Source organism: Acetobacter sacchari, from assembly GCF_017377715.1.
GTDB classification, from domain to species: domain Bacteria; phylum Pseudomonadota; class Alphaproteobacteria; order Acetobacterales; family Acetobacteraceae; genus Acetobacter; species Acetobacter sacchari.
Map to the genome: position 1 here is coordinate 21,230 of NZ_JAFVMF010000002.1, position 20,948 is coordinate 42,177.

21 protein-coding genes are annotated in these 20,948 nt (G+C 63.5%); 8 read left to right on the top strand and 13 right to left on the bottom strand.

Annotated features, from left to right (window positions below):
• Nucleotides 1-36: 36 nt before the first annotated feature.
• The 12 genes from tilS to J2D73_RS01830 form a co-directional block, all read right to left on the bottom strand.
• A complete protein-coding gene (gene tilS / locus J2D73_RS01775; RefSeq protein WP_341535002.1) occupies nucleotides 37-1,338 on the bottom strand; it encodes a tRNA lysidine(34) synthetase TilS in 1,302 nt (433 codons plus the stop codon).
• 33 nt (nucleotides 1,339-1,371) lie between these two features.
• Entirely contained in the window at nucleotides 1,372-2,283 is a 912-nt protein-coding gene (locus J2D73_RS01780) for a tol-pal system YbgF family protein (protein WP_243429560.1), read from the bottom strand.
• Between the two features lie 285 nt (nucleotides 2,284-2,568).
• Nucleotides 2,569-3,048 carry a peptidoglycan-associated lipoprotein Pal gene (gene pal / locus J2D73_RS01785; protein ID WP_026397399.1) on the bottom strand — a complete coding sequence of 160 codons (480 nt, stop codon included), beginning with the start codon at nucleotides 3,046-3,048 and terminating at the stop codon, nucleotides 2,569-2,571.
• Nucleotides 3,049-3,295: 247 nt separating this feature from the next.
• Nucleotides 3,296-4,678 carry a Tol-Pal system protein TolB gene (gene tolB, locus J2D73_RS01790; protein WP_207878837.1) on the bottom strand — a complete coding sequence of 461 codons (1,383 nt, stop codon included), beginning with the start codon at nucleotides 4,676-4,678 and terminating at the stop codon, nucleotides 3,296-3,298.
• 26 nt (nucleotides 4,679-4,704) lie between these two features.
• Nucleotides 4,705-5,700: an energy transducer TonB gene (locus J2D73_RS01795; protein ID WP_207878839.1), complete on the bottom strand. Its 996-nt coding sequence runs from the start codon at nucleotides 5,698-5,700 to the stop codon at nucleotides 4,705-4,707.
• A gap of 131 nt (nucleotides 5,701-5,831) precedes the next feature.
• Nucleotides 5,832-6,269, bottom strand: coding sequence for a protein TolR (gene tolR, locus J2D73_RS01800; RefSeq protein ID WP_026397402.1), 438 nt, complete (start codon nucleotides 6,267-6,269; stop codon nucleotides 5,832-5,834).
• Nucleotides 6,270-6,273: 4 nt separating this feature from the next.
• Nucleotides 6,274-6,993, bottom strand: a complete 720-nt coding sequence (tolQ, locus tag J2D73_RS01805) for a protein TolQ (RefSeq protein ID WP_026397403.1) — start codon at nucleotides 6,991-6,993, stop codon at nucleotides 6,274-6,276.
• A gap of 138 nt (nucleotides 6,994-7,131) precedes the next feature.
• On the bottom strand, nucleotides 7,132-7,548 hold the full coding sequence (locus tag J2D73_RS01810; protein ID WP_243429561.1) for a YbgC/FadM family acyl-CoA thioesterase: 417 nt from the start codon (nucleotides 7,546-7,548) through the stop codon (nucleotides 7,132-7,134).
• Nucleotides 7,549-7,556: 8 nt separating this feature from the next.
• The gene (ruvB, locus tag J2D73_RS01815) at nucleotides 7,557-8,627 is read right to left on the bottom strand and encodes a Holliday junction branch migration DNA helicase RuvB (RefSeq protein WP_207878841.1); all 1,071 of its coding nucleotides are present in this window, start codon (nucleotides 8,625-8,627) and stop codon (nucleotides 7,557-7,559) included.
• On the bottom strand, nucleotides 8,624-9,241 hold the full coding sequence (gene ruvA, locus J2D73_RS01820) for a Holliday junction branch migration protein RuvA (RefSeq protein WP_207878843.1): 618 nt from the start codon (nucleotides 9,239-9,241) through the stop codon (nucleotides 8,624-8,626). The genes ruvB and ruvA overlap by 4 nt, the downstream gene beginning before the upstream one ends.
• Nucleotides 9,238-9,783 (bottom strand): crossover junction endodeoxyribonuclease RuvC, encoded by a 546-nt coding sequence (gene ruvC, locus J2D73_RS01825; RefSeq protein ID WP_207878845.1) that lies wholly within the window; start codon nucleotides 9,781-9,783, stop codon nucleotides 9,238-9,240. The genes ruvA and ruvC overlap by 4 nt, the downstream gene beginning before the upstream one ends.
• Before the next feature lie 103 nt (nucleotides 9,784-9,886).
• Entirely contained in the window at nucleotides 9,887-10,513 is a 627-nt protein-coding gene (locus J2D73_RS01830) for a GNAT family N-acetyltransferase (RefSeq protein WP_207878847.1), read from the bottom strand.
• Between the two features lie 469 nt (nucleotides 10,514-10,982).
• Here J2D73_RS01830 and J2D73_RS01835 point away from each other — a divergent pair, with 469 nt between their 5' ends.
• Nucleotides 10,983-11,216, top strand: coding sequence for a hypothetical protein (locus J2D73_RS01835; protein ID WP_207878849.1), 234 nt, complete (start codon nucleotides 10,983-10,985; stop codon nucleotides 11,214-11,216).
• Here J2D73_RS01835 and J2D73_RS01840 read toward each other — a convergent pair.
• Nucleotides 11,202-12,125 carry an IclR family transcriptional regulator gene (locus J2D73_RS01840; RefSeq protein WP_207878851.1) on the bottom strand — a complete coding sequence of 308 codons (924 nt, stop codon included), beginning with the start codon at nucleotides 12,123-12,125 and terminating at the stop codon, nucleotides 11,202-11,204. The genes J2D73_RS01835 and J2D73_RS01840 overlap by 15 nt on opposite strands.
• Between J2D73_RS01840 and J2D73_RS01845 the strand changes: the two genes are divergently transcribed.
• From J2D73_RS01845 to J2D73_RS01875, 7 genes are read left to right on the top strand one after another with little or no spacing between them, the layout of a single operon-like run.
• Complete coding sequence (locus J2D73_RS01845; protein ID WP_207878853.1) at nucleotides 12,102-14,627, top strand: TonB-dependent receptor plug domain-containing protein; 2,526 nt, start codon at nucleotides 12,102-12,104, stop codon at nucleotides 14,625-14,627. The genes J2D73_RS01840 and J2D73_RS01845 overlap by 24 nt on opposite strands.
• Nucleotides 14,628-14,653: 26 nt before the next feature.
• A complete protein-coding gene (locus tag J2D73_RS01850) occupies nucleotides 14,654-15,829 on the top strand; it encodes an NAD(P)/FAD-dependent oxidoreductase (RefSeq protein WP_207878855.1) in 1,176 nt (391 codons plus the stop codon).
• Nucleotides 15,822-16,781: an ABC transporter permease gene (locus J2D73_RS01855; RefSeq protein ID WP_243429562.1), complete on the top strand. Its 960-nt coding sequence runs from the start codon at nucleotides 15,822-15,824 to the stop codon at nucleotides 16,779-16,781. The genes J2D73_RS01850 and J2D73_RS01855 overlap by 8 nt, the downstream gene beginning before the upstream one ends.
• Nucleotides 16,778-17,647, top strand: coding sequence for an ABC transporter permease (locus tag J2D73_RS01860; protein WP_207878857.1), 870 nt, complete (start codon nucleotides 16,778-16,780; stop codon nucleotides 17,645-17,647). The genes J2D73_RS01855 and J2D73_RS01860 overlap by 4 nt, the downstream gene beginning before the upstream one ends.
• On the top strand, nucleotides 17,644-18,633 hold the full coding sequence (locus J2D73_RS01865; RefSeq protein WP_207878859.1) for an ABC transporter ATP-binding protein: 990 nt from the start codon (nucleotides 17,644-17,646) through the stop codon (nucleotides 18,631-18,633). Before J2D73_RS01860 ends, J2D73_RS01865 begins: the two co-directional genes overlap by 4 nt.
• The gene (locus J2D73_RS01870; RefSeq protein WP_243429563.1) at nucleotides 18,630-19,601 is read left to right on the top strand and encodes an oligopeptide/dipeptide ABC transporter ATP-binding protein; all 972 of its coding nucleotides are present in this window, start codon (nucleotides 18,630-18,632) and stop codon (nucleotides 19,599-19,601) included. Before J2D73_RS01865 ends, J2D73_RS01870 begins: the two co-directional genes overlap by 4 nt.
• A gap of 21 nt (nucleotides 19,602-19,622) precedes the next feature.
• The gene (locus tag J2D73_RS01875; protein ID WP_207878863.1) at nucleotides 19,623-20,948 is read left to right on the top strand and encodes an NAD(P)/FAD-dependent oxidoreductase; all 1,326 of its coding nucleotides are present in this window, start codon (nucleotides 19,623-19,625) and stop codon (nucleotides 20,946-20,948) included.

The window sequence follows — 20,948 nt, forward strand, 5'->3', positions numbered from 1 at the left end:
GTGATTGCATACGCCCCGCTCAGCGCACGTCCGACCTCATGATACGCCCCATACGCCGCCTGACGCAGCGGCGACGTTCGGCGCGAACGAAAACTCAGCCCCAACGAGAGCCTCCTCCTCACATATCCCTAGATAGGGGACGCACACGCGCTGCTCCCCACGCCATAACGCGGGCAGCGTCTCGCACAACGCCGCCGCCACGCCGCCTCTGGCGCGCCGGTCGATCCCCATGCTGGCCGCGCCTACACGCAGACCAACCATGTCCGCATCGCAATGCAGCACGAAGCGCCGGTCCCACACGACGCCATCTCGCGCTTCGATCCGTCCATCCATCGCCGCCGGCTCGCGCGCCAGAACCCAGCTCTGCCCAGCGGCAGCGGCGGTTCGCGCCCGCAGCAGCCGCGCCCCGGCGAGCGTCCCTGCGCGACCGCGCCGCCGTAACGCCGCCACTGCATCGGCTGACGGCGGGTAAGCGCCTGCGCCCACACAACGGATCAGCGCCGCAAGCGCGGCATCGCCCGGAAGGTCATGACCAAGCGTCGCCCAACCACCCGCGCTCAGCGAAACCATCGACGCCAGCTCCGTGGCGCACGCATCCTCATGCGCCGCACGGGCGATCCCGCTAATACGCCCAAGCGCGAACAGTTCCGCCTTCAACGTCTCGCCTCCCTCCAACAGGGTGCGGCGAACACGTACGCGCTCCGCCCGGAGATCATCGTTCGAGGGATCATCCACCCACGCCACGCCCGCATGGCGCAGCGTCTCGCGAAGCGCCGCACGGGAGACGCCCAGAAGCGGACGCACCAGACGCACGTCCGGCGTTTCTGTTATCCACGCCATACCTGAGAGGCCAAAACCCTCGCCTCGCGCACGACGCATCGCAATCGTCTCGATCTGGTCGTCCGCCTGATGGCCGAGCAGAAGATCGACGCATCCGCTTTCGCGACATGCGGCGAACAGTGCGGCGTAGCGCGCATCCCGTGCGCGGTCGGCCACCCCGGGTCCTGCCCGTAACGTGTGCAGGGTCAGGATTCGCGTGCTGATCCCCATGGCTTCAAGCCGCTCCGCAGCTTCGACGGCCTCCTGCGCAGAATCCGGGCGCAGGCCGTGGTCGACGATGAACGCCTGAAGACCACGACGCCATCGTGACGCCAGCCATGCAAGAGCGAGCGAGTCCCCGCCGCCTGAAACCGCCAGCGCGGCAGGAGGAACGTCGGAAACATCCGGCAGCCACGGACCGAGGCGCGCCATAACCGCGGCGAAATACGATGGCGTCACCGGCCTCGCGCCAGCCTCGTCGAACGGATGCTCCGAAGGCGCGTCGCCGGGAGGCGTCACAATCCGCCTCCCGACGTCATCACCAGGCTGCGCTCAGGAGCACCCGGCGCGCTGCGTGAAGATCTGGGACGCATGCGACACCCGAGCCGCCGGAGACGGGAATTCCGCCTTCAGCTTACCCAGCGCCTGACACGCGGCTTTTTTGTCGCCGAGCGCGATCAGCGACGCGCTCACCCCCAGAAGAGCGTCCGGCGCACGCGCGCCTTTCGGCGACAGCTTGTAGGCGTCGTAATACGACACGGCGGAGTCACGATACTGCTTCTGTCCTGCGAGCGACTGCCCAAGAAGAAACTGCGCGTCGACCTTCGCCCCGCCCTTTGCAGTCTTCAGCGCCGATTCGGCGTTTTGCTGCGCGCCCGAGTAGTCGCGCTTGAGCAACGCCGAGTTCCCTGTCTTGAGGTAGGCGTCCGGCGTCTGCGCGTGCGGCGCGTCGGAAGCTCCACCGCCCGAGCTCGCCTCGACGGCAGGGGCGCTTGCAGGCGCCGGAACGCCGCCACCCTTCCCGTTCTGCATCGCGAAGCTCATATCGCCGATCTGCTTGGTCAGCGCGTCGTTCTGTTCTTTTAACTGGTTGGTCAATTGCTCGATCTGACCGCGCATATCCCGCTGTTGGTCCTCTAGCGTATTCACGCGGTCAACCAGTTGCGCGACAAGGTCTCCGCTATTTCCCGCCGGGGCTGCGCCCAAAGGCGTCGGCGGCGGTAGCGAACCAGAGGAAGCGCCTGAAGCTCCGCCCGCAGACTGCATCTGGCTCAATTGCTGGCGCAGTTCCATGATCTGGTTCTGTAGTTCGATGCCTTCGCGGCTGTTGACCTGCGCCAACGCGGGCGCGGAGCCGATCACGACGGGAGCGCCTGCGCACAACGCCAGAACCAGCGTTCTCGCCATCCCGATTCCGCCAGACTTCGATGACTGCCCAGCGATGCGCTTCACGATGCGCGTCATTCTCGCGGCTCCCTGCCGTTAGCGTTCATGCGTCGCCCCACTCCCTGCTTCGGGAATAACGCGTGGCGACGACGTCAATACCATGATGGTCCAGAACATCGAGAGGCGGGAAGGACTCGCAGCATCCTCCCTGAAGCACGCAAAGACGTCCGGGTCCGGACATCTCCGCCATAACTCGCCTCTGGAGCAATCCGGTTCTGAATATGAAAAAGCCGGTCGGACACCAATGGTCCGACCGGCTCTATTCAACAATTCGACGCGTTTAGAAACGAATCGAGCTGTTTATTACTGCACAGCCGTGATGGCGTTGCGGTTCTGCGCCCATGCGTCCTCACCGTCGCCGGTCGCCGTCGGGCGATCCTTGCCGTAGGAGATGGTGGACAGACGTGCGCCAGCCGTGCCCTTCGCCGTCAGATAGTCGCGCGCGGCGTTGGCGCGGCGCTGGCCCAGGGCGAGGTTGTATTCCTCGGTGCCACGATCGTCGCAGTTACCGGCGATCTGCACGGAAACCTGCGGATATTTCGCAAGCCAGTCAGCCTGCTTGTCCAGAGTGGCCTTCGCATCAGCGCTCAGGCTGTTCTGGTTCAGGTCGAAGAACACGCGGTCGCCAACATTGGCCACCAGATCGGCTTCGCTTCCCGGAACGGGGCCGCTCGGCTGAACCGCCGCCCCCGCGCCCGTGGCGGCGCCCGTGTTGGCTTGATCGTTCGAGCAGGCGGCCAAAAGGGCGGCCACGCCGAGCGCACCGATAAACTTCAGTCTCATTGTCTCGATCCTGAGATCAGTTCCACAGCGGGAACATGTAGAGATTAAGTAAAGGAAATGACGCCGGATTTCTCCGTAAGCCGAAGCCAACCGAAACCGCGCGAACAGCGTTCGCCGCAGAAAGCAGTTGGCTTTCGAACTACACAGGCCATAGCCACAGGTTTTCGCCCCGGTCAAGCCTGATAATAGCGTGGCGCCGCCGTTTCCTCGGGACAGAGTTGCATAAATGAAACGACCGGCGGCGCCGTCAAACGTTCAGCGGCGACCAGGTCGGCGAGGACCCGCCCTCCGGGGTCGGGATCACGCGCTCGTGGAACCCCGTGATGTCGATCGTGCCGATTGTGTCGCGACTGCTGGCTCCGCCCGTGCGGCGGCAGAAAGCGAGAACGCGGCCGTTCGGACAGAAAGTCGGGCTTTCCACCGTATAGCCCTGCGTCATGATCCGCTCGCCCGTGCCGTCAGGGTTCATGACGCCGAGAGAAAACTGCCCCCCTGAAATACGGGTGAAGGCGATCAGATCTCCGCGCGGCGACCACACCGAGTCTCCGTAGCTGCCGTTGCCATAGGAGATGCGCCGCGCCGCGCCGCCCGAGGCGCTCATCACGTAGAGCGCCGGAGAGCCTCCACGATCAGAGTTGAACACGATCTGCGAGCCATCCGGGCTGAAGCTCGGGCTGACGTTGATCGCCCCGCCGGAGTTGGTGAGCTGGCGCTTGGCGCCCGACCCCAGTTCGACCGCCACAAGTTCCGAACCGCTGCCGCGGGCGACCGGCACAATCACGGTGCCGCCGTCGGGGGAGAAATGCGGCCCCAGCGGCACGCCATTGAACTCTGTCAGAATGCGCTGGCGCCCCGTCGACAGGTCGAACACGTAGACGCGGGGCGTCGCCGTCGCATACGACAGGAAGGCGATCTGATCGCGAACAGGGTTGAAGGCCGGCAGTTTGGTCTGACCGCTGCTCAACACGCGGTAGTTGGCGCCGTCCTGATCCATGATCGCCAGGCGCATGCGCGGGTTGCGACTGCCGCCTGAGCGGGACACGAAACCAATGCGCGTATCGAAATAGCCCTTCTCGCCCAGCATCCGCTGGTAGATCACGTCGCCGATGATGTGCGCGATGCGGCGCCAGTTGGCGGCGCTGGTCGTGTAGGCCGTACCCTGGATCTGCTGGCCGGTCAGAACGTCCCACAGGCGGAACTCAACGCGCAACGAGCCCGCGCCCGTCACGGCGCCAGTCACAGCCGCGCGCGCGCCCATGGCCTTGTAAGGGCCGAAATCCGGCGTACCCGTTCCGGTGGAGCCCGAGATGACCTTGAAAAGCCCTGTGTTCGACAGGTCCTCTGTCAGGACGCCGGTGATCTGGTCGCCGACGCCAGCGCCAAAAGAAGGGATAACGATGGGGATCGGCGCCGTCCGCGCCTGATCGACGGTGATCTCCGCCGCAGGCTGTTCAGCCGCCCGCGCGGCGAGCGGCGTCGCCATCAGGCCTGCGCCGAGAAGGGCGCCCCCGCCCAGCAGGGCGCGACGTCCCAGTCCCTCGCCGCCGAACCCGGCGCGCTGCGCCGAAAACAGTTCGGCGAAGGCTTCCGCCTCCCGGTCGGACAGATAGCCGCGTTCAGTCGAACCCATGGTCAGTGTCTCCTTGCTCTTCCGGGTCAGGGCCGGAAGACGAACTTCAGTTGCCGGGTTTGACCCAGCAGGTTTTTCGGTATCGGCAGCTTCGAACAGGTCGGACTGAGCACCGCCGCCCGAGCGCGCTCCGCTAAAGCGCGGTACGACGGGTCAGCGTTCATTTTCGCCTGCGTTTCTGGCGCAAATGCGACAAGCCGCGCTTCACCGGTAGCGTCGACCGTGACGATCAGATGCGCGACGAAGCTCGCGTAATCCTTCGCAGCCGTATCCTCGGCGTAGCAGCGCCGCACTTCCCCGCCGATCGCACGCTGATCGCCCGCGCTCATCGCGCCAGTGATATCGCCATCGGGCGTGCCGCCGCCATTTGGCGCGCCGCCCTGCGCGGGATTCGGTTTCGCCTTCGGCGCATGCGTCTGCTTCGTGTCGGATCTGAATGAATCCAGCGTCTCAAGCAGGGAATGCGTGTCGGCTTCCGCCTTTTTCGCCTTGTTCGGCTGCGTGATATGCGACGGAATCGCAGTATCCGGCAGAGCATCCGTCGGCTGCGTCTGCGGAGACGGCGGGGCGACCGCGTGCGTCGGCTGCGGCGGCGCGGGCGGCGACGGCGGCGTTTTCACGGCGTCCGGCGTCGGCTCCTCCGCCTTCGGCGGCAGCGGCGTATCCGGCAGCGGCGGCGTCTCCTGCTGTGGCGGCGGAGGAACCGGCGGCGGGGGCGGAGGCGGCGGAGGCGTTTCCTCCGTCGGCTGCGGCTTGGGCGGCGTCGGGGTCGGAGGCTCCGGCGACGGTATGGGCGCAGGGGCCGGTGCGGGCTGCGGCGCCGGTTTCGCGGCGCGCGCAGGGGCGCCGCCGCCGGAAGCGCCTTCGAACTGCATCTCGACTGGCGGAGGCTCTTCAGGCTCCGGCGGCTTGGGCGTCGGCAGAGACAGCACAGCCGCGAGCAGGATGGCCAGATGCAGCAAGCCCGACATGACGGCCGAGCGTCGCATCAGGACCGTTTCGGAACGGCGAGGCCGAACCATGAGGGTTTCAGCTCCCCTCTTCAGGCGAACGCAGGGCGGGACACGAAAGCGCGTGAAACGCCCTCGCCCGCGCATGCGAGGCCGAACGACAGAAGCGAGGCGGGTGAGTGGCTATCCACGGCGCGGGCCCCTCAGTGTCCGCCTGCGGGCTGCTGCGCTAGCAGCGCCACATGCGTAAAGCCGCCAGCCGTGATCTGTCCCATCACCTGCATGACCTTGCCGTAGTCGATATGGGCGTCGCCACGCACGAAAATACGATGCGTGGGGTCATTTTCAGACGCCGCTTTCAGCTGATCGATCAACTGATCGCTGGAGACCGGGTTATCGCCCAGATAGATCGTTCCATCGGACTTGATAGAGACGGTGATCGGCTTCGTGTCGCTGTTCACCGGTTTGGCGTCGGTCTTGGGCAGATCGACGTTCACGCCGCTGGTCATCATCGGCGACGTCACCATGAAGATGATGAGCAGCACCAGCATCACGTCGACCAGCGGCGTGACGTTGATGTCCGACATCGGGCGCCGCTTCCTGCGTGGACCGCGCCCGCTACCTCCGACCGACATGCCCATGAGGTCAGGCCCTCTCTTCGGACTGGCGTGAGAGAATTGCGGCGAACTCCGTGCCGAATCCTTCCATGCGGTCCTGGAAATGGGACAGCGAATTGCTGATCACGTTATAGGCGATCACCGCCGGGATGGCCGTCACGAGGCCGATAGCCGTGGCGAACAAGGCTTCGGAGATGCCCGGCGCGACAACGCTCAGATTGGTGTTGTGCATCGCCGCGATCGAGCTGAACGAGTGCATGATGCCCCACACCGTGCCGAACAGACCGATGAACGGCGCCACCGGACCAATGGTGGCGAGGAAGATCATCCAGCGCTCAAGACGTTCCATCTCGCGCGTAATGGTGATCGACATCGCCCTATCGACGCGCTCCTGCACACCGCCACGAAGCAGATCGACCCCGGGAATGCGCGCCGAACGCCGCCATTCCCCCATCGCGGCGCCGAAAACGGCGGCCAGAGGATGAGCAGGCTTCGCGCCCTCCGCCTCGTAAAGATCGTCGAGACTGCCGCCAGACCAGAACTTGTCTTCGAACGTCGTCGCCTGCTGGTTGATCCGACGAAGCGTCACGATCTTGTCGAACACGATGGCCCAGACCCAGACACTGCAGACGATCAACCCGATCATCACCAGTTTGACGACGAGCGAGGCCTGCATGAACAGGCCCCAAAGCGACAGATCCCCGGCCGCAGCCACGCCGAGATTTGCCGCGTCTACCGCATGATCCAAAAACGCCTCCTGCCCTTTCGGCTCTAGGTGACCCGGGCGGGCGCGCCGTCATGACGCGCGCCGAACCCGCAGCGACTCGGCGGAACGCCGAACCTCGCCGCGATCCTTACTGACTTCCCGCGCAAAGCAGAAGGCGCCTCACTGACCAGTGTCGGCCAGTTTCAGCAACAAAGCACGCCAAGACGGCGGAAATCGGGCAGCCCGAGCGTCGGCGACGCGAATGCAGGCCAGCCGCACATCGAGTTGCGCGCAAACGTCCGCGCCACGAAAAAAAATCTGCTCCAGCCGACAGCTCGCAGCCCCTTGCTCAAGCAGGCGCGTCCTGACTGTCGTGACGTCGTCAAGCCGAAGCGGCATGAGATAGTCGAGGGACGCCGAACGAATCACGAAAGCCAGACCGTAATCCCGCAGCAAATCGATCGCGGCCATGCCCTGGGCGCGAATCGCCTCCGTCCGCGCGCGCTCGGCGAACGCAAGGTAGCGGGCGTGATAGACCACTCCGCCCGCATCCGTGTCTTCGTAGTAAATCCGGAAATCGATGCTGTGGGTCGTCATGACGCCTCCTATCCGATCCCGTCATCCGCCAGCAGGTCGAACTGCCCTGCCGACGCCGGCGGCGTCAGCCCGAGATGCCGCCAGCCGCGCTCTCCGAGAACCCGGCCTCGGCTGGTGCGCAGCACGAGCCCTTCCTGAATCAGGTAGGGCTCCACCACATCTTCCAACGTATCGCGCGCTTCGGCCAGAGCCGCTGCCAGCGTCTCGACGCCGACCGGGCCGCCGTGATGGTGCTCGGCGATGCGCCGCAGATACCGCCGGTCCATGCCGTCCAGGCCGAGACTGTCCACCTCCAGCCGGGTCAGCGCCGCATCCGCGACCTCCGCGCCGACCGACTCCCCCGCCTCGACGCCGGACGCCGCTCCGACAGACGCAAAATCACGCACACGGCGCAACAGACGCCCGGCGATTCGCGGCGTGCCGCGCGACCGACGGGCGATTTCCGCAGCGCCTTCACGCGTCAGCGCGAAACCCAGCTTTCTGGCGCCTCGGCTTACAATAAGTTGCAATTCTTCAGGGGTGTAGAACACCAGACGCAGCGGAATTCCGAACCGGTCACGCAGCGGCGTCGCCAGCAACCCGGCGCGGGTCGTCGCGGCGACCAGCGTGAACGGCGCCAGATCAATTCGCACGGAACGCGCCGCCGGACCTTCGCCGATGATCAGATCGAGCTGAAAATCCTCCATCGCGGGGTAGAGAATTTCCTCGATCGCCGGCTGCAGACGATGAATTTCGTCGATGAACAGCACGTCGCGCGGCTGCAGGTTTGTCAGGATCGCCGCCAGATCGCCCGCCCGCTGGATGACCGGCCCTGACGTCGCGCGAAAACCGACGCCAAGCTCCCGCGACACGATCTGCGCCAGTGTGGTCTTGCCAAGGCCCGGGGGGCCGTGGAGCAGCACATGGTCCAGAGCTTCGTCTCGGGCGCGGGCGGCCTCGATGAAGATAGCGAGGTTCTCGCGACTGGCCTTCTGCCCCGTGAAATCCGCCAGCGTCTGCGGGCGCAGCGACCCTTCGCCCAGATCCTCCTCGCCGCGCGCAGGATCGACCGCACGCTCGGTTTCAGGGCGTCCCTTCATCGCGCCAGCTCCTTCAGCGCGTCACGAATGATAGCGTCCAGAGCTGCGCTGTCGCCTGCTTCCGCGATCAGCTTGCCGACGACAGGCCATGCCTCCGCCCGGCGGAACCCTAGCCCCGCCAGCGCAAGCAGCGCATCGCTCTCGATCGTGTTTTCAGCCCCCCGCTGCGCGACGATCGAGGCTGTCGCCGTGCCGGAGCCGCCGCCGGGCATTTTCGGCGTCTTGTCGCGCAATTCCGTCAACAACCGCTCCGCGAGCTTGCCGCCGACGCCCGGCGCGCGTGTCAGGCTCGCCTTGTCCGCGCTGCTGATCGCGGCGATCAGCTCGGACGGCGACATGGTGGACAGCAGCCCGAGCGCGACTTTGGCGCCGACGCCCTGGATGGCGGTCAGCACGCGAAACCAGTCGCGCTCGGAGGCGTCGGCGAATCCGTAAAGCAGGATCGCGTCTTCGCGCACCACGGTCTCCACCAGCACGCGGGCCCGCTCCGGCGGCTGCGGCAGGGCGGAGAGCGTGCGCGTCGAGGCGAAGACCAGATAGCCGACGCCGTTGACGTCGATCACGCAGCGATCCGCATCGACCTGCGCGAGCAGACCCGCGAGTGAAGCGATCATCGCCCGACGCCCGACGCCGCGCGCTTCTCAGCCGACGCCCGCCCCACCGCCACCCGCTGGGCGCTCGCGCGCAGATGCGCGTGGCAAATGGCGACAGCCAGAGCGTCAGACGCGTCGGCCCGGCTGATTTTCGCGGTGGGCAACAGGCGACGCACCATCATCTCGACCTGATCCTTGCTGGCGGCCCCCGTCCCCACGACGGCTCGCTTGACTGTCATCGCGCCGTATTCCGACACGCTGAGTCCCTCCAGCGCCGGAGCAAGCAGGGCGACGCCGCGCGCATAACCGAGCTTCAGGGTCGATGAGCCGTTGCGGTTCACGTAAGTCTCCTCGACCGCCGCCTCCTGCGGCTTGTGCGTCTGGATCAACGCGGTCAGCGCGTCGTACAGAGCGCGCAGACGGTCCGGCACGGCCTCGTCCCCGTCAGTGGCGATAACGCCGTCGGCAACGTGCATCAGACGATTGCCCTCCACGTCGATAACGCCCCAGCCGGTGAAGCGCAGGCCGGGATCTATGCCAATGAGTCGGGTGCGCGTGATCATGTTTCGTTCTTAGCTGGCGCGGGCCATGGATGCCAGAGCGTGCACCACTCAGCTCAGCCTGCCGCCAGAGCGGCGCATGCCCGCTCTGGTCGGGCAGCCCCGGTCAGACGGTAGAATCCGCTCCCTCGAAACGGGATGCCGCAGAAGCGGGACGTGGAAAAACCAGTTCGTATTCGTCGCTCCACTCCCCCTTGAAGAAGTCGGCATGTTCGACGAGCCGGTCGAAAACGAAACCTACGCTTCTGGCCAGTTCCAGAGACGCAATATTGCGCGTGCAGATAGCCACACGCGCGCAGTGAATGGCGGAGTCTTCGAAAGAGCGGGCGAGCGCCAGAGTGAGCGCCGCCTTCCCCACGCCCCTCCGCCAGTATCGAGGAAAGACGTGGTAGCCCAACAACGCCTCGCCCCCGCCCACCGTCGCCTGCGCGTAACCGAGCGGGGCGCCGTCTGACGCGCGCCGGACGATCCAGTTGATCCACGCCTCGCCCTCGCCGACGGGCGCTTCCTCGATCTGGCGAATGTAATGCGCCCGCAACGCCTCGACCGAAACGGGAGGGTCTTCCCTGATGTAGCGGTAAGCCGCCGGGTCGGAGAGCCCTTCGAACATGATCTCCGCATGCTCCGGTCCCAATCCCTCAAGTCGCACGTCGGAGATCGCATAGATTGCGGAAGACGATGCCGCGATGGGTTGGTCGATGGCGGCGAGCGACGACTGGCTGGAGATTGTCACGCCGCGCCGCCTCCCCAAAGCGACGCCCCGACAAAAATCCCGACCGACACGACCCGTGATGTGAGACCAATCCCGAACACGCATCACCTTCCCCGCAGTGCGCCCCCTCCAAGTCAGGGAGCCACTATACCGCAGCCCTTGCACCCAGCGGCAAGGGCTCCATAACCTGTCGGCAACCTTAGTTACTGCGCCGTTCAAGCGTATTCGACCAGAGGAGTCGGCAGGATCGCGCTTTGGCGAGAATGGGCACGCCCACTGGATCGGCAGTCAGAAACTCGACCACTGCTGTGGGGGCATGGCTTTTCATGCTGTAGCACTCCGCATTCGCGGAGAAATATCGACAACGGAATTTTCATATAATGAAGTGTATCGATCTTGCCCCGCCGAGCGCCTCCGCAGCGCCGAAAGCGCGCGCTCCGGCCCGTGTCTTCCTCAATCCACAAGAACATCTCTGTTGACGGGAGCAGCCTTGAAAGACAGCCCTGACGCCAATACTCTGGCCGAAACACTGTTACGCAAACACGGCCTTTCCGCCCCCGATATCGCGGAACGGCAGGCGCGTCATGAACTGCATGTCAGCAACGTCCCTGCGGCGGAACTCTGGGTCGCCACACTGCGCATTCTTTGTCAGGATACGCGAGCGCTGAAAGTCGTATCAAACGGGCGAGAAAAGCCGAAGCCCCCTCCGTCAGAAAACGACTGAGGACGCAACCTCCCGCATCCTGACGCCGAGCGCCTCGACCGAACCGATGCTGTGTTCGTTGGTGTAAAACGCCGCCCCCAGAGCAAGACCAAAACCCGGCGTTCCGGTCGGCACCGAGACGGCGACGCCGCCGACCCCCGCGATCCAGGTTCCCATGTCCATCACGTAACCGTCGCGACGCGCCGTCTCGACCTCGCGCCTGACGGCTCCCCGAGCCGGCGCATTGAAATTGCGCGACACGATGGCCTCCACCGCCTGATCCTCGCACAACGACAGCAATATCGTGGCGCCGGACCCGACGCCTAAAGGCACATGGCCTCCAATGCCGCGGGTCAGCGACGGAATCACCCTACGGCCGAAGCATGCGTCGACGCAAAGCGCACGATCGTCCGCATGAACAAGCAGGAAAAACGCGTCGTGTTCGCGAACCGGAAGCGACGCGACCGCCGAACGCCACCATCGGCTTTGAGCCAGACGTTCCGCCGGATGAAAGGCGCCTATCGTCTCGTGACGCGGCGCGCGCCAGACATGGCTGTACCGTCGCGTTCTCGGCACGCGCGCCGCCAGCCCTTCGTCACACAGCGCGCCCAACAGTCGGTGAGTGGTGGATTTCGGCAACCCGCAAGCCTGCCCTATATCTTTCAACTCCATACCCTGCGGTCCGGCGTCTGACAGCGCCGCGAGAAGCCGCGCAGCCTTGCGCACCGCATTCGCCGTCCCGCCCCCCTCCGCCCCGCGTTCCACCATATGGAATTCTCCGGATACCAGTTCGATCCCGTATTGACCTGACGCTCCCGCTCTAACACGGTTCGTAACGATACCGCCACAAATTCCCGGCGCAACAGCGGCCACGCCGCCGTCCAGAGCCATTCCCAGGAGCGACGTATGGAGCTTTATGCGCGCAGACATGCATCCAGACGCCATCGTGGCGTCAAGGTCGGTCATGCCGCCCTGTTGCTTCCCCTGCTGCAGTCGACGGTCGCACTCGCCGCGCCAGCGACCGGAAGCAGTTCCACCTTGCAACAAGACAGCAAACAGGTCGCCACAGCGGGCGCGCACGCGTCTCGTCCGGCGACGCGAACGACAGTCGCTCCTGCGATTGCCGCAACGCCCAGCAAGCGACAGACCGCTCAGGCGTTGCAGCAGGACGACGAGCAGGTGATCGTCACCGGCACGCGCGACCCCCACCAGACCGCGCGCAAGAGCACCAGCCCCGTTCTCGTCGTCTCGTCACGCCAGTTGCAACAAACCGGGCAGGCCGACCTGCGCGACGCGCTGACCCAGCTTGCGCCGTCATTGACGCGATCGACGATGAACATCGGCAATTCCAACATGACCGACGCGTTGCAGCTGCGCGGTCTGACGCCGAACCAGACCCTTGTTCTGGTCAACGGAAAACGTCGTCATACTACCTCCGTCATGACCGACTATACCGGCCCGCAACAAGGCTCCATTCCCGTCGACATCGACATGATCCCGGTGTCCGCCGTGGATCACGTGGAAATTCTGCAGGACGGCGCGGCTGCTCAGTACGGGTCCGACGCGATTGCTGGCGTCATCAACATCATTCTCAAACATTCAGCCAACGAATTGACGATGCAGGCGGTCAACGGCGGCTACTACGCCGGAGACGGCTTCACGTCGGGCGAGTCTGTAAACTGGGGGACCGATCTCGGCGGGCGTGGCTTCTTCGATCTGAGCGCAGAATACAAATACATGGACCACACCGACCGGGGCGGCATTGATAACCGCACCGGGCAATATGACAACCATATCATGGGAAATCCGCGCATCCAGCGGGAGACGATTTCCTACAATATGGGTTACCGGATTACGGACGCGATCGAGTTCTACTCCTTCGCATCCTACGGCCACGTGAATGGCGAAAGCTACCAGAACTACCGCCTGCCTTCGGTCCTTCCCCAAGTTTATCCTCAGGGATTTTCGCCACAAATCTCCGTTTCACAAAATGACTACAGTTTCACAGCGGGATTCAGGGGCAAGAAATTCGGATGGGACTGGGATCTCAGCACGACTTATGGCGGCAACGTCGCAGACGTGGGCATGTTCGATACCGTGAACCCCGACCTTTACGCGGCGACAGGACACACGCCCACACGTTTTTCTCCAATGATGACGTTCAATGATACGCAATGGACGACCGACGCGGGAGTAAGGCGCAGTTTCGACGTGCCTGTTCTGGCAGGACCGCTCAATTTTGCGCTGGGCGCGCAATATCGGTATGACACATATCAGGTCGGCGCCGGCGAACCCGCATCCTATTACGGGGGCGGACCATCCGCAGACGACGGACTTTCGCCAATGTCGGCGTCGAAAAACTACCGCGACGTAACAGCGGGATACCTCGACGTCTCGACTCATCTTCTCAAAAACTGGCAGATCGATCTGGCTGGCCGCTTCGAACATTACACTGACGCAGGCAACACCGAGACCGGCAAAGCCTCGATGCGCTACGACTTCAACAAACGTGTCGGCGTTCGCGGCACCATCAGCAATGGTTTTCGCGCGCCTACCCTTGCGGAAGAACATTATTCCAACCTCAGCGTGTCTCCGACCGGGGCTTCCGGAATTCTTCCCGTAGATTCGAAGTCGGCTGTTCTGCTCGGTTCAAAACCTCTGCGCCCTGAGCGCTCGATGAACTACTCTGCAGGCATCGTCCTCAACCCTATCGACCCGCTACATATTTCCATAGATGTTTATCAAATTTCCCTGAAACACCGCATCACTCTGGGCGGCATTTATAATGGCGACCAGGCGATCGACGCGTTGCAGGCAGGCGGGTTTGGGCTGCCAAGCGGCCTGATCGCCGAAGATGTGACCGCGCAATATTTCGCCAACACATCCAACACCCGCACACGCGGCATGGACATCACCGCGAACTATCTGACCCATTTCGGAAAGTTCGGCGACGTCGCCTGGGATCTGGCTATCAATCTCAACAAGACCACCATCACTCACGTCGATGATGACCAGAACGGACAACCGCTGCTCAACGCCCTGTATCGCGGCTTCCTCACGACTTACACGCCAAAAAACAAGGAGATTGTCGGCTTCACATGGAGCAAGGGCGCCTGGTCTGTCGGCGTGCATGAAATTCGCTACGGGAAAGTGACGTCGCAACAACAATATGTCACCGGACCCTACGCCTATTCGAATACGGTCTATCTGCCCTTCAACAACCGTCCGAAAGAGGCTACAAACATTCTGGTGTCGTATCAGATAACGCCATCGTGGCGGGTCGGGCTGGGAGCAAACAACCTGTTCAACTCCAAACAGCGCAGGGTGCCATACAGCACGAACTACCTTGGCGTGCAGCGCTATAACTTCGACGTGCAGCAGATCGGCTTCAACGGAGGATACTACTACTTCCAGATCAATTACCGCAGGTAGCGCCTGAGCCGGAACGGAGAAAAACCATGACGGATGTCGTCGTCATCGGATGTGGCGTCAGCGGGGCCGCAACTGCCTGGGAACTGGCTCGTTCGGGCCTGTCGGTCACCATTGTCGACCGCTACGGCCCTGCGGCTATGGCCAGCGGCTGGACACTTGCCGGGGTTCGCCAGTCCGGCCGCGATCCTGCCGAAATTCCTCTGGCGATCGCCGCTGTGAAACTGTGGGAAAACCTCGCTGAAACGTTGGACGCGCCAACCGGCTACACACAGGACGGAAATCTTCGAATTGGCATGGGCGCGGGCGATCTTCCCGCGCTGAAAGGCATCGCCGAAACAGGCGCCGCCTACGGGTTGCCCATTTCCTTTCTGGACGGTGCGGCCTCCGTCCGGGACATCGCACCCGCGATCGCGCCCATTATCGCGGGTGCGACCTTCTGTTCGACAGACGGGCATGCCGACCCTGACGCCACCGTCAACGCCTACATCGCCGCCGCGCGCCGGGCCGGGGCGACGACCCTGTTTGGCGAGCCCGTCATCGCTATCGAAACCTCTTCCGGTAAAGTCATGGCTGTGCGAACTGCGTCACATCGCATCGCGACGGGCGCTGTCGTGCTGGCCAGCGGCGTCATGGGTGACGACCTACTCGCACCGTTCGGCGCCGAAGTGCCGCTTGACGTCAAATACGTCACCGTCGTGCGTACGAAGCCGATAGCTTCTACTCTCAAACAGGTTATCTCCGTCGCCGACGTCAGCAACGCAGAAGCCGCCTGTGCAGGGCGGCAACAACTGGACGGAGCTTTTCGCTTCACCAGCGGCATCGAGCCTTGGAGCGGCGCCATGCTCGAACAAAACGGGCGCCCTACGATCGCGCCGCCTATTCGCGCGCTGGCGGAAACAATCGAAAGTTTCGGCGCCGTCGTGCCCGCAGCGTTGGACGCCGAGATCGACGCCTACTGGTGTGGTCTGATCGACCAGACGCCGGACTCCCTTCCCGTGCTCGATCGTGTCGAAGCCGCCAAAGGGCTTTTTGTCGCTCGCGGTTTTTCGGGACACGGTTTCTGTCTTGGTCCCATCACCGGAAAAATTATGGCGGCCCTCGTGAGGGATGAGAAGCCGCCTGTCGATATTTCCGCTTTTTCATTGTCCCGTTTTGCAAAAACAGGTGCGAGCGCTTTTGAGCCGGTCACACTGCATGGCTGAAGGCATGCTGGCCTTCGCGGCGCGCCGGGCTGGCGTCAACGCGTTGCTGTTGCTGCTAGTCTCGCTGACTGGCTTTATGCTTCTTCATGCGACGCCCGGCGGCCCGCTCGCCCAATTTTCCCTGTCGCCGGGCATGACCAGTGAACGCCTGAACCAGATCGCCCACTCCATGGGGCTGGATCAGCCCTTATGGCTGCAATATGTGAAGTGGCTCGGGGGCTTGCTGAAAGGCGATTGGGGTCATTCCTATCGTGATCATGCCCCGGTGCTTTCGATCATCATTTCCCATCTTGGCGCTACGGTCGAACTTGGCCTTGCTTCGCTGGTGATTTCCTTCCTCGGCGGACTGGCGATGGGGTTGATCGGCGCGTTGCGGGCTGGGGAGGCTATCGACGCGCTTTGTTCCCTTGTCGGCGTCATCCTGCTTTCGCTTCCCACTTTTTGGCTTGGCCTTGTCTTCATCTACTTCCTGTCTGTTCGCACGGGATGGTTTCCGGCGGGCGGGCTGATGTCGCCGGGCCACGCTTCAGCGACCGATCGCCTGCGTCACCTTGCGCTTCCAGCAATGACTCTTGGTCTGGTGTCCATACCGGTCTGGGGAGCATACATACGTTCTTTCGCGGGAGACACGCTGAACCAGGACCACATCCGCACAGCACGGGCGCTGGGCGTTCCCGGCTGGCGGATCGTTCTTCGACGCGTCCTGCCTGCCGCCCTGCTTCCCCTGATTCCGATAGCTGGCGTCTATCTCCCGACCTTGCTGAGTGGAGCGCTCGTTACGGAGACTGTCTTCACCTGGCCCGGCGTCGGACGCCTGTTTCTCGACAGTCTGCAGTACCGCGACTACCCGGTGGCTCTCGGCGTTCTGATGTTCAGCGCAGTGCTCGTGCTGATGTGCAGCCTTGCAGCGGAATTGTTGCACCACGCCGCGGACCCGAGACTGCGCACATGAAGAGCGCCGAGATCATCCTGTCAATCTGGGCGCATCTGCGCAGTCTGCGTCCGCGCGGCCGGGTTGCTGCTTACTACATCGTTTTCGTCGTCATCGCATGCGTCGCAGGTCCGTGGGTTCTGCCATACGGCCACGCGCATATCGATCTGCATCATCGCTTTCTCTCTCCGATCAGCGCCGGGCATCCACTCGGCACTGACGAAATCGGACGCGATCTGCTGACGCGCGTGCTGATGGGCGGGCGCGTCTCTCTGCTGGTAGGACTGGCGTCCACCATTCTGAGCACCGTGATCGGCACGACGCTCGGCCTCGTTGCTGGTTACAACAGTGGGGCCGCCAGATTCCTTATTACAACAATCATCGACGCCACATTATGTTTTCCGGTCGTATTCCTGATGCTGACGCTCGCCGCCGTGCTCAGCCCCGGCGTAGGGACGATCATCGGCATCGTGACGCTGGTCAGCTGGATGGAGGCCGCCCGCGTCGTGCAGGCGCAAACGCGCGTGATCCGAAAGATGGACTATGTGACTGCAGTTGTCGCCATGGGGGCGACTGACCGTTATGTGCTGATGCGCGAAGTTCTGCCCAACGTCGCGCCCGCGGTGATCGTCAGCGCAACGCTTACCATCGCCCGGGCGATCCTTCTGGAATCGTATGTGAGCTATCTTGGTTACGGCGTGCAGCCGCCGGACGCCAGCTGGGGAAATCTTCTCAACAATGCGCAGGAATATCTTGAATCCGATCCTTGGCTCGCCATCATTCCCGGCGTCGCCATTGCGCTGACCGTGACGATGTTCAACCTGCTGGGTGAATCCTTGCAAGACGCCATCGATCCCTCCATCCAGGCGAAGGGGCGCAGGTCATGACGCTGCTGTCCGTTCGCGATCTAGGCGTCGATTTTGGCGGTCCGCTGATCGTTGACGGTGTTTCTTTCTCGATGAAAAAAGGAGAAATCGTAGCGCTTGTCGGAGAAAGCGGTTCGGGCAAGAGCGTCGCCTCGCTCGCCCTGATGGGACTTTTGGGACGGGGAAACATTACTGGCTCCGCCATGCTGCGCCTGAATGACGGACGTGAGACCGACCTCGTGCGGATAGGTCCGCGCGAGCGACGCGGCGTGCTTGGTCGGCATGTCTCCATGATTTTTCAGGACCCGTTGAGCAGCCTCGATCCGATCCAGACAATCGGCGCACAGATGCGCGAAGTTCTGTCGCTGCATTGCGGTCTGCGAGGCGGAAAAGCCCAGGCACGCGCAATCGAATTATTGCATGAAGTCGGGATCGTCGATCCACAGGCCTGCCTGAAGCTGATCCCGCAGCGTCTGTCCGGTGGAATGCGGCAGCGCGTGCTGATAGCCATGGCGATCGCCGGCGAGCCCGAATTGCTGTTGGCCGACGAGCCTACCACGGCGCTGGACGTAACAGTGCAGGCGCAGGTATTGCGCCTGCTGCTCTCACTCCGCGCCCGTTCCGGCATGGGGATGATATTCATCACGCATAACCTCGCCGTCGCCTCCTCCATCGCAGATCGAGTGATCGTCCTCTACGCCGGACAGGTCGTGGAGGACGCTCCAGCCGACGCGTTCTTCGCCGCGCCCGCCATGCCATACAGCAAAGCCCTTCTCGGGGCCGCGCCGGGGATCGACAGCGTGTTTGGCGCGCGGCGCCTGCCCACACTTCGCGGGCAGGTTCCCGCGCCCGGCGAACGCGGCGTTGGGTGCCGCTTCGCCCCGCGCTGCGACGCCATGCGTCCGACGCCTTGCCAGACACAGATGCCTGATCTTCTGACCATCGCCGATGGCGAAAACGAAGTTCACGCCGTACGTTGCGGTCGATGGGAGGAACTCGCCCGATGACCGCGCCGGTTCTGAGTGTGCAGGGCGTGTCCAAGACCTACACGCAACGCGCAGGGCTATTCGGCCGAGCGTCCCGAACCTACGCCCTGCGAGATGTCTCGTTCGACCTGCGCGCAGGCGAAATCCTGGGATTAGTGGGCGAGTCCGGCTCCGGAAAGACCACGGTGGGGCGTATCGCCATGCGTCTTGTCGAACCGAGCGAGGGCGAAATTCATCTGGCCGGGCAGGACGTCACCGCATTGTCCGGCGCGGCATTACGGCCGATGCGCCGGCGGATACAACTGATCTTTCAGGATCCCTCGGCGTCGCTCAACCCGCGCCAGACCATTCGGCAAATCCTCAGAACGCCGCTTCGACTGCGCGGAATTACGGACGATGCGGAAATTGTGCGTATGCTGGCGATTATCGGCATGGGCGCAGAAGCGCTGGACCGTACGCCCGCCATGTTTTCCGGTGGGCAACGACAGCGCCTGAGCATCGCGCGGGCGCTTCTGATGAACCCGGACATCATCGTCGCAGACGAAGCCGTGTCGGCTCTCGACGTCTGCGTTCAGGCGCAGGTGGTCAATCTTCTTCTGGATCTGCGCGATCAGTTCGGCCTGTCGATCCTGTTCATCGGCCATGATCTCGGCGTCGTCGGGCTGATATCCGACCGTGTCGGCGTCATGTTTCGCGGAAGCCTGGTCGAAATCGCCCCCTCCCGCGAACTGTTCGAGCGCCCCCGCCACCCCTACACCGCGCGCCTGCTTGCCGCCGCCCCGCGTCAGGGCGGCAAACTTACGCCGCACGCCGAAGTCGATGCGGGGCGCCTTTTTCCCACGTCGACCGAGGGTTGCGCCTTCGCGGCGCTTTGTTCACACGCAATCACCGAATGCAGAACGACCAGACCCGTCATGCGCGAAACCGCGCCGGATCACTGGACGGCCTGTCGGCGCGCCGATCTCGACCTTCGCCCGACGCACTGTTGAAAAGAAGCAGAGGAAGACATCATGGGTCCTGAGGTCAAAGCGATACAAACCGACGCCAAGCCGTCCGCAAGCGCCGACGTCGTTGTCATCGGCGGCGGCATCGTCGGGGTAAGCACGGCGTACACGCTGGCGCAGCGGGGCGTATCGGTCATTCTGTGCGAGAAGGGCCATATCGCAGGCGAACAATCGAGCCGAAACTGGGGCTGGGTGAGACGCAACGGCCGCGATCCGCGCGAACTCCCGCTCATGATGGAGAGCTTCAGGGCGTGGAACGATTTTGCTTCGAAGAAGCTCGACACCGGATTTACCGTCTGCGGCGTCGTCTCGATCGCGAAAACCGACGCCGACCGCGCCCGACACGAACAGTTTGTTGAGGATGCACGTGCTTTCCAGATCGGCAGCCGTGTCATCACATCGAACGAGATCAGGGAAATACTGCCCGGATACGCAGGAGACGGGCGCTCCGCTCTCTATAACCCGACCGACGCCCGCGCGGAACCGCAACGCGCAGCACCGGCCGTAGCTCTCGCCGCCAGGGACCTGGGCGCGGAAATCGTGCAGCACTGCGCCGTGCGTGGCGTGGAGTTGCAGGGCGGTCGTATCTGCGGCGTCGTGACTGAACTGGGCTATATCCGTACGAGTCAGGTCGTGGTTGCAGGCGGCGCCTGGTCGCGCCTCTTTTGCGGCAACCTTGGCGTCGACCTGCCGCAAATGAAAGTGCTGTCTTCCGTCTGCCGCACCGCGCCGCTGAGCGGGCTTCCCGAAACATCCGCATATTTCGGCGGCGTTGCTTACCGCAAGCGCGATGACGGTGGCTATAACATCGCGCCGAGCGTTGGCCTGAACGTGCCCATCGTCCCGGATATGCTCCGGCTTGCGCGCATGTATCTGCCGGCGTTCATGGCGGAGCGAAAATCTGTAAAACCACGCCTCGATAGCCGCTTCCTGACGGAACTGCTTACCCCGCGCAGTTGGGATCTCGATATGCCGACCGTTTTCGAAAAGACGCGCGTTCTCGATCCCAAGCCCAACATCGCGCTGACGCGCAGCAAAGTCGCTGATCTGCAAAAACTGTTTCCTGCGGCAGGACCAATCCACATTCTTCAGCACTGGGGTGGTCTTATCGACGTCATGCCGGACGCCGTGCCGGTCATCGACACTGTGGCGAAGATACCCGGCCTGACCATTTCCACCGGCTATTCCGGTCATGGATTTGGCATCGGTCCGGGCGCGGGCGTCCTGACCGCCGACCTTGCGACCGGCAAGACGCCCTGCGTCGATCCCTCGCCCTTCCGTCTGTCGCGCTTCACTGACGGCACGCCTATGCGACTGATCGGCGGATTTTGA